Consider the following 8,332-nt stretch of genomic DNA (forward strand, 5'->3'; position numbering starts at 1 on the left):
AACATGAAATTTATCCTGTAGTTTTTGGCAATCCCACCGCACCGCACGAAATTCTTGTATTGCTTGATTTTGCCGCGCCGCAGAGCGAAAAAGTCTGGCAGGCTGTTGTCGATGCCAGCCGGTCCCTTTCTTCCCAGCAGTGCAAAATTGCAGTTTTTGCCAACAGCAGGGAATATTACGGAACTGACCTTATGGGGCTGGCTATCTGGATAACCCATTCACGCCCGGGACAGGCCATGCCGTATCTGACGTATGCGCTGGGACAGTGGAACAAGGTCAAGGCCGAGCAGAAAAGTACCCGTGGACACGCGGTGCCTTTTCAAAATGAATATGACGCCACTGTAAAAAATACGGATTATCCCATCCACTATGCCTATCTTTCGCGCCTGCGGCCACCGGTTCCCGCAAGTCAGGAACTGAGCGTGGCAAGATATTGTTATGATGCTGGAAATGTTAACCTTTATCAGGCAGAACAGATAAGCAAATATTACGGCATAAAGCATCTGCCCGCCGTGATTGTGGACGGCCAGGCGATTTCTTCTGTGTCCGCTGCCTCTATCCTTAAAGCCTTGCAGTAACAAAAGGCCCGGCGCGGACGACACGCCCGACAAAGCTTACGGGCAGAAGTTTCGCGCATGAGGGTACAGCGGCGTAAAACATTTCGGCCAGCTTTTCCGTGTTGTTCCGGGAAAAGCTGGCCGATTGTTTATATGTGCGTGGCGCGTTGTTGTGTCCGATGGTCTTTCAGTCTTCAGGCTGAAAAGGGGTGGACCAGCCTCGGGGATTCATCTTGTGTTTCTGCTGAAAGTCGCCCCGGCAGGGAAGACGTCACCATTTTGCAGTTATGAACACAATCGAGCCAGATGCTTGCTGTTTTGTCAGTCTATACGCCTGTGGCCGCAGCTTCATCCACGACCCATACTAGATCGCCAAAGCCGGGCCGCACCATCTGGGCGGGCAGGGTGGGCGGGGCCAGCAGATTGAGGGCGCGGGAGAGCACATCATGTTTTTCGGCCCCGGTTACAAGAAACATGCAGCAGCGGGCATTATTGATGACCGGCAGGGTGAGGGTGAGCCGGTCGGCCTTGCGTTCCGGAACGTACTGGTCAATGACCAGCCGTTTCTTTTCCGCAAGGGCAGGCGAATGGGGAAAAATAGACCCCGTATGCCCGTCTTCGCCCATGCCAAGCAGCATAAAATCAAAACGGGGGAGATCCTGCGGGCCAAGATCGAATTCGGCACGGAGCTGCCCTTCATACTTGACGGCAGCTTCTACAGGATCCTCTTCGCCGCGCATGCGGTAGAAATGCGTAGCCGGCACATGGCCGAGAAATTCCCTGCGGGCCAGACCGTAGTTGCTGTCGGCATGTTCCGGCCCCACGCAGCGTTCGTCTACCCAGAAAATGCTTATCTTGTCCCAGGGCAGCCGATCGGCCCAGTCGTCACCGGCAAGCAGTCGGAAAAGCGGAATGGGAGTCTGCCCACCGGACAGGGCAATGCGGAATACACCCCTTTCAGCAACAGCCTCTTCACAGGCGGCAGCAAGAATATGTGCGGCGCGCTCGGCCATGGCGGCCGGGTCTTTATGAATGTGCACCGTAAGATGGATGGATCGGCTGAGGCCCGACATGTGGCGGCTCCTTCAAAGTTGACGATGGAAACGGCCGGCATTGGCCGTCTTGCGGGAACTTGCCTGCAAAACGCGTCCTGGCAGCCGGGAATTTCCGGCCTTGCGAGGCGCGGTACAGCTAAACAATTCGACCGGCCAGGCCGCGCTGTTCACCGACAGCCATGACGAAAATTCTTGCCCTGACAAGGCTGGGCGACAATGTTTACTATGGCACAGAAGTATCAGAGAGAAAAGTCCTATTTGTGCCAATAGTGTGCCGCAACTATTGAAATTCTTCGATAGGTTCCGGGGTATCGGAAATGTGCAGCACCTCGCCGTTGTCGAGCCCGAGGGTCTTCCATGTCGCCGTGCACTTCAGGGGTAATCCTTGCAGCAAGCGACGGCCGAGTTCGCTGTGTCCGTCCAGCTCAATGGTCCAGCTTCGCTTGAAATCTTCACCCGGGCGCACGGGCTGCACGGCATTCAGGTTGCGGCTCAGCAGCTTGCTGCCGGAAGCATTGGAGATTTCGGCAAACAGGTTCATATTGTTTACCCCCACAGTGCCGATGTCGCGCGCGAGTACACGCACCACCACAAGCAGGGTGCTGCCGTCTGAAATCAGGCCGGCATCTACAGAGCAGGACTGAAGAGGAAAGATGTCTCTTATACGCCGCTCTGTCTGTGTGTTTTTGTCCACGATCATCTGCCGTTGGCCGCGCATGCGCTCCACCTGAGCTTCGCGAAACTGGCGCGTAAGTTCCGGCCCGTTTACCAGGCTGCGTACAATCCATCCTTCGGCGGTTTTATCCATCCGCAGGATCAGCGGAAAATTTTTATCCAGCAAAGGATGCCGTATCCTGGCTGTCAGCAGGGCGGTGCCTTCGCTGGAGGTCTGCAGGCTGATGCTTTTTGAAAGCTGCTCCAGAAAGTCTGGGGGCAAGGCGTAGAGCGGAGTTTTTAACCGTGTTTTCAGGTCCGGCTCTTCTTTGGCAGCCTCTTGTTTGGAACGTAGCTGCCTGAGCAGGGCGGTTTGTATCATGTCGCTGATCTGACGCTCCTGATCCGGCCCCGCTTTGAGAAAGGGATAGCTTCGCACCAGGCTGGCAGCCAGTTGCCGGGAAAGCGCGTTGAAGTCTATCATCTCCGCGATCTTGTTAGTATGGGCGCTTTTAAGGGCATCGCGCAATTCTTCATAGGCATAGAGGCTGGACTGGCGGAATTGGTAATACCGCCAGCCGCTGTAAAACAGCACTGCGACAATCACGATCAATATGCCCGCAGCGAACGCAAGAACATGCTGCCGTACAAAGGAGATCAGCCGGGAAATAGCGGGAAAGTTCATGACACACCTGATATTTTCTAATTCACTGAGAGTTCAGGGAATTTTTTGAACCGTACTCCAGCACCGGTTCAGGCCTGCGCAGGCGCTGCCCCTTGATCTTGAGGGGAATGGGCGTTACGGGCCGTGCAGGGCCAAGATCAAGGCGAATGACGCACCATGCTCCCAACGGAAGGGGCAGTTTATGGATGCAGCCGCCCAACGGGCACGTGCTGTTCCAGAGGGTGCGCGGTCCGGCAAGAGTGCTCATGCCGCAGGCCTTGCCGCCTCCCATATCTTTGAGCAGGCGCCAGATGCTCCACCATTTGTGTGCAGGTCCGGGCCAGGAACTTTTTCGGCCTTGCAGGCAGTGCAGCAGGTAGGCGAGAGAGGCGCTGTTCCAGAAGGTAACGGCAAGTCCACCGGAAGAAACGCGCAAGGCTTCGCGTGCGGCGATTTCTACTTTTTTTCTGTCACCGCCGGAGAGGTGCAGGACAACCCCGTCAAAAGAACTGTCATCAAAGGGCAGGTGATCATCTGCGGCAGCGGCTATTTCTGCGCGGCAACCCATTGCGGCGGCGGCCCGCGCCCGCAGTTCCGGGCGGAGCTCTGTTATGGTCAGGTCAAAACCGCATTCCCACAACAAGGGCGAAAATATCCCCTGGCCGCAATTGACCTCCAGCAGGGTTTTTCCCCTGCGGGGCCAGACCGCCAAACTGTGTTGCAGAAGGTTCTGCTGCTTGCTCAGGGCAGAGAGGCCCTTGGTCTTCCAATGCCACCGCTTCATGGTTCTGCCTTTTGATCAGATCGTTCGATTGTTTTTTAATATCCCACTATTTTGCAAAGAGGTCAAAATGGCAAGAAAAAAACTGCCGGGAGAAAGCCATGCGGAATTTTCATGCAGCGCTCCATACAAAAAACGGTGAGGAATGCAAAACACGCATCCCTCACCATTTTATCATAAATTGCGCAAAGTTTATACAGTGGCGATGGATTCGATCTCCACCTTGGCCCCCAGCGGCAGGGCGCTGACCTCCACGCAGGAGCGCGCGGGGCAGGGGGCGCTGAAATACTGCTGGTACACTTCGTTTACGGCGCCGAAGGTTTTGATGTCGGTGATGAAAACCGTGGTTTTCACAACATTCGCAGTAGTCAGGCCTTGTGATTCAAGAATTGCCAGCACATTTTTGCAGCACTGAATGGCCTGAGCAGCGGCGTCGCCTTCTACCAGTTTGCCGGTTGCAGGATCAATGGGGACCTGCCCGGAAAGAAATATGAGATTGCCCGTCTTGATGGCCTGGCTGTACGGGCCAACGGCGGCAGGAGCCTTGTCTGTGCTGATGACTTCTTTATTCATGATTGTTCCTCAGCGGTACATGGGTAAAAGATTGAAGACAAAAAGCGTATGGCAAACAGCGACAAAGCAGCCATATGCCAGAAGCAGCGGCACTGTCAGGCGACCACCCGGCGTAGTGTACACGGCCTTGCCATAGCGCTTGCGACTGTTGCTGAGCAAAAGGGCCGGTATGATGACTGCCCAGAATGCCGATGCCAAGCCGGCCCAGCCGATGGCGGACAAAAAGCCGTCAGGCCAGATAAGGCCCCCCAGAATAGGTGGAACAAAGGTGACCAGCAGGGTCTTGGTTCTTCCGATGCGGCTGTTGTCAAAATTGCACAGGTCGGCCATATAGTCAAAAAGTCCCAGGCCTGCCCCCAGAAAAGAGGTTGAAACAGCCAGAAGCGAGAAACCTTCAAGCATGCGCAGAATCAAAAAGCTGCTCAGGTTATTGCCTGCTGCGGCCATAAGGTCACCAACGTTGCCGCCCGCCTCAATAACACCTTTGAAGTCCGCGCGCGAAATATTGCCGTCCGCGGCAGTCAGCCAGGATATATAACAGACCAGGGCCACAATTGTTCCGTAGCGCAGGCTCGCGTCAATGGTGCGCGGCTCTTTGCCCATATATTTGACCAGGCTCGGAACAGAAGCGTGAAAGCAGAAGGATGTCAGGTAGGTGGAAACGGCTCCCCACAGGAAGATCATTTCTCCGCCGCTGCCATTAAGGTCCAGCAGTGTGTCCACCCGCAGGTGCGTTATCATGCCGCTGATGGAAATAAAGTATGATATGACCATGCCGCCCACAAGCAAAATGGAAAACTTGTCGACCGCTTCGGAACTCCACCAGATAAACACCGTGAGCAGCAGGGCGAGCACAAGGCTGTTGAGCAGTCTGGGGGGCGCGGTGCCGGTTATGGAGGTGATGCTTTGTTCAATAATGGACCCACCCCCGCTTACATAGGCATAGACCAGGGTGTAGAGCACAAAGGCAACAGCAAAGCCATTCACGAGGCTCCACTTTGGCCCCAGCAGTTCGCGGACCATTGTGTGGAAGCTGTGCCCGGGTTCAAAGTGCATGCTCACTTCCAGCAGCGCCTGGCTTGAGCGCAACATGACGATCCAGGAAATCAGCATCAACCCGATTGACCACGAAAACCACATTCCGGCCGAGGCCATCGGCAAAGCCAGCATACCGGCGCCTATGGCCGTACCGGCAACAAGAGTGGTGCCGCCAAGCACAGGAGAAAAGCGGAAGTCCATTACAGTTCCTTGTTTGGGGTGATATCTGTTGGGCGGGTATGAAAAAAATTGGAAAGCAGCGCTCCGGAAATGTTCTGCCACACGCTGTAAAGGGCGCCGGCGATGGCCGCCGCAGGTGAAAAGTGGGCCAGGGCAAGCGCAGTGGCAAGGCCGGAGTTTTTTGTACCCACTGCCAGGCACAGGGCGCGGCCGGTGCTGCGGTCAAGCCGGAAAAACCGGGCGAGCAGGCTGCCCAAAGCAAGACCGGCAAGGTTGAGGCAGATGACGGCCATAAAAATATCCAGGCCAGCTTCCAGAATGTTTGTGGCATTTATAGCCAGAATGCCTGCCACCACCAGGGTAATGGTCAGGGCGGAAAGCAGGGGCAAAAAAGGCAGTGCGCGGCGAGTCAGTCCACCGCAAAAGCGGTGTGCCGCAAGCCCCATAAGTACGGGGACCACCACTATTTTGCTGATGGAGACCACAAGGCCGCCCACATCCACAGGTATCCACACGCCGCCGAGAAACCAGGTAAGGGCAGGCATGAAGAGAAGAGCGAGAAATGTACCCAGGGATGTAAGCGTTACAGCGTAAGGCACATCACCCTTGGCGATATAGGCCAGAACATTGGAGGCAGTGCCTCCGGGGGCTGTGCCTACGAGAATGAGGCCCATGGCCATGTCCGGCGGCAGAGAGCAGACATGGCAGAAAACAAAGGCCAGCAGGGACATCAGGACAAACTGGGCGGCTATGCCCAGAGCGATATGCCGTGGACGCGCCAGCACATGGCTGAAGTCTCCCACGCGCAGGGTCATGCCCATGCCGAACATGATAAGCCCGAGAAGCGGAGTAACGTATGGGCCAACCCACCGGAAAAGCTCGGGCCGCCAGAGGGCCAGAGCGGAACAGGCAATAACCACAAGGCCCATGTAGCGCGTGAGGGCGGCGCTGATGATGATCGCAAGGCGCAACAAGTCTGTGTTTCCTCCGCCTGAGGCGTAGTATGCGGACATGGGCATACTGTCAGACTGACGTGCGGATGGCAAGAGTGTGAATAAAAAAGTTACTATCAATAAATAGTTGGAAGTCATTGGCATGGCTTGCGTGTTAAATATTCGGCATGCGTCTCACTTGAAAAAGCTGCTCCAAGCAGATACTCTGTTTCTTTAGGAGCGCGCCCATTTGGCGCGCGTTTTCGCACCGCACCTTTGCCAAGGCGAAAACGTCACCAAATTTTGAGGAGCATCATGAGCAACGAACCGGATAAGATCATTTATTCCATGATCCGCGTGACCAAGCGCCACGGGCAGAAGGAAGTGCTGAAAGACATTTCCCTCTCCTATTTCTATGGAGCCAAAATCGGCGTGCTTGGTTTGAACGGCGCGGGCAAATCCAGCCTGCTGAGAATTCTGGCCGGTGTGGACCAGTCCTTTGACGGCAAGACCGTTCTGGCCCCTGGCTACACAATCGGCTATCTGGAGCAGGAACCGCTTACCCACGAAACGCGCACTGTGCGCGAGGTGGTTGAAGACGGCGTGAGCGAACTCACGGCCATTGCCCGGCAGTTTGAAGAAATCAACGCCAAGTTTGCCGAGCCAATGGAACCCGACGAGATGGACGCGCTTATCGCGCGGCAGGCTGAGGTGCAGGAACTCATGGATGCCAAAAACATCTGGGACCTGGATTCGCGGCTTGAAATGGCCATGGATGCCCTGCGCTGCCCCCCCGGCGACATGCCTGTGCAGCAGATCTCTGGCGGGGAGCGCCGCCGCGTGGCCTTGTGCCGCCTGCTATTGCAGAATCCCGACATTCTGCTGCTTGACGAACCCACCAACCACCTGGATGCGGAATCGGTAGCCTGGCTTGAGCGGTATCTTTCCACGTTCCCGGGTACAGTTATCGCAGTCACGCACGACCGCTACTTTCTCGACAACGTGGCGGGATGGATTCTTGAGCTTGACCGTGGCCGGGGCATTCCCTGGAAGGGCAATTATTCCTCCTGGCTCGAGCAGAAGCAGAAACGCCTTGCCAATGAGGAGCGCAGCGAAGCTGAAAGACAAAAAACCCTGCAGCGCGAGCTGGAGTGGGTGCGCATGTCGCCCAAGGGCCGCCATGCCAAAGGCAAGGCCCGTCTTAATGCTTACGAGGCCATGCTTTCTCATGAAAGTGAAAAGCGCGCGCCTGACCTTGAAATCTATATTCCCCCGGGACCGCGCCTTGGCAAAAGCGTTGTTGAATTCAGCGGTCTTGGTAAATCCATGGGCGACAGGATGCTTATGGACGGTGCCGGCGCGCTGATCCCTCCCGGAGCGATTGTGGGCATTGTTGGCCCCAACGGCGCAGGTAAAACCACGCTGTTCAAGATGCTCGTGGGGCAGGAAACGCCTGACGCCGGCACTCTCAAGGTCGGAGAAACCGTACAGTTCGCCTATGTGGATCAGGGGCGTGAGTCTTTGACCCCCGGAAAAACCGTATACGAGCTTATCAGCGATGGCGCGGAAACCATCAAGCTTGGCAACCGTGAGGTAAACGCCCGTGCCTACTGCACTCGCTTTAACTTTCACGGCGCCGATCAGCAGAAAAAGGTGGATGTGCTTTCCGGTGGCGAACGCAACCGCCTGCATTTGGCCCGTATGCTGAAATCCGGGGCCAACGTGTTGCTGCTTGACGAACCGACCAACGATATTGACGTTAACACCATGCGCGCCCTTGAGGATGCCCTGGACAACTTCGCGGGCTGCGTGCTGGTGATCAGCCACGACCGCTGGTTCCTCGACAGGGTCGCTACCCACATCATGGCTTTTGAAGACGAGGCCAATGTGGTCTTTGT

Annotated in this window: 8 protein-coding genes; 2 read left to right on the forward strand and 6 right to left on the reverse strand. The window is 56.0% G+C overall.

Annotated elements, in window-relative coordinates; genetic code table 11:
• Positions 1-578: hypothetical protein (locus tag QZ377_RS11245; RefSeq protein ID WP_291441234.1), on the forward strand; the 578-nt coding region annotated here is incomplete at its 5' end.
• Positions 579-883: 305 nt separating this feature from the next.
• Here QZ377_RS11245 and pgl read toward each other — a convergent pair.
• From pgl to QZ377_RS11275, 6 genes are all read right to left on the reverse strand, one after another.
• The gene (pgl, locus tag QZ377_RS11250; RefSeq protein WP_291441235.1) at positions 884-1,630 is read right to left on the reverse strand and encodes a 6-phosphogluconolactonase; all 747 of its coding nucleotides are present in this window, start codon (positions 1,628-1,630) and stop codon (positions 884-886) included.
• 262 nt (positions 1,631-1,892) lie between these two features.
• Positions 1,893-2,951, reverse strand: a complete 1,059-nt coding sequence (locus tag QZ377_RS11255; protein WP_291441236.1) for a translation initiation factor IF-2 — start codon at positions 2,949-2,951, stop codon at positions 1,893-1,895.
• Positions 2,952-2,973: 22 nt separating this feature from the next.
• Positions 2,974-3,714 carry a methyltransferase domain-containing protein gene (locus QZ377_RS11260; protein ID WP_291441237.1) on the reverse strand — a complete coding sequence of 247 codons (741 nt, stop codon included), beginning with the start codon at positions 3,712-3,714 and terminating at the stop codon, positions 2,974-2,976.
• A gap of 189 nt (positions 3,715-3,903) precedes the next feature.
• Complete coding sequence (locus tag QZ377_RS11265; RefSeq protein ID WP_291441238.1) at positions 3,904-4,284, reverse strand: RidA family protein; 381 nt, start codon at positions 4,282-4,284, stop codon at positions 3,904-3,906.
• 9 nt (positions 4,285-4,293) lie between these two features.
• Positions 4,294-5,523: an aromatic amino acid transport family protein gene (locus QZ377_RS11270; protein WP_291441239.1), complete on the reverse strand. Its 1,230-nt coding sequence runs from the start codon at positions 5,521-5,523 to the stop codon at positions 4,294-4,296.
• Positions 5,523-6,476, reverse strand: a complete 954-nt coding sequence (locus QZ377_RS11275) for a bile acid:sodium symporter family protein (protein ID WP_291441240.1) — start codon at positions 6,474-6,476, stop codon at positions 5,523-5,525. The genes QZ377_RS11270 and QZ377_RS11275 overlap by 1 nt, the downstream gene beginning before the upstream one ends.
• A gap of 273 nt (positions 6,477-6,749) precedes the next feature.
• Between QZ377_RS11275 and ettA the strand changes: the two genes are divergently transcribed.
• Positions 6,750-8,332 (forward strand): energy-dependent translational throttle protein EttA (ettA, locus tag QZ377_RS11280; RefSeq protein WP_291441241.1); only part of this gene is annotated, 1,583 nt, incomplete at its 3' end.

It is taken from the genome of Desulfovibrio sp. (genome assembly GCF_019424165.1).
GTDB lineage: Bacteria > Desulfobacterota > Desulfovibrionia > Desulfovibrionales > Desulfovibrionaceae > Desulfovibrio.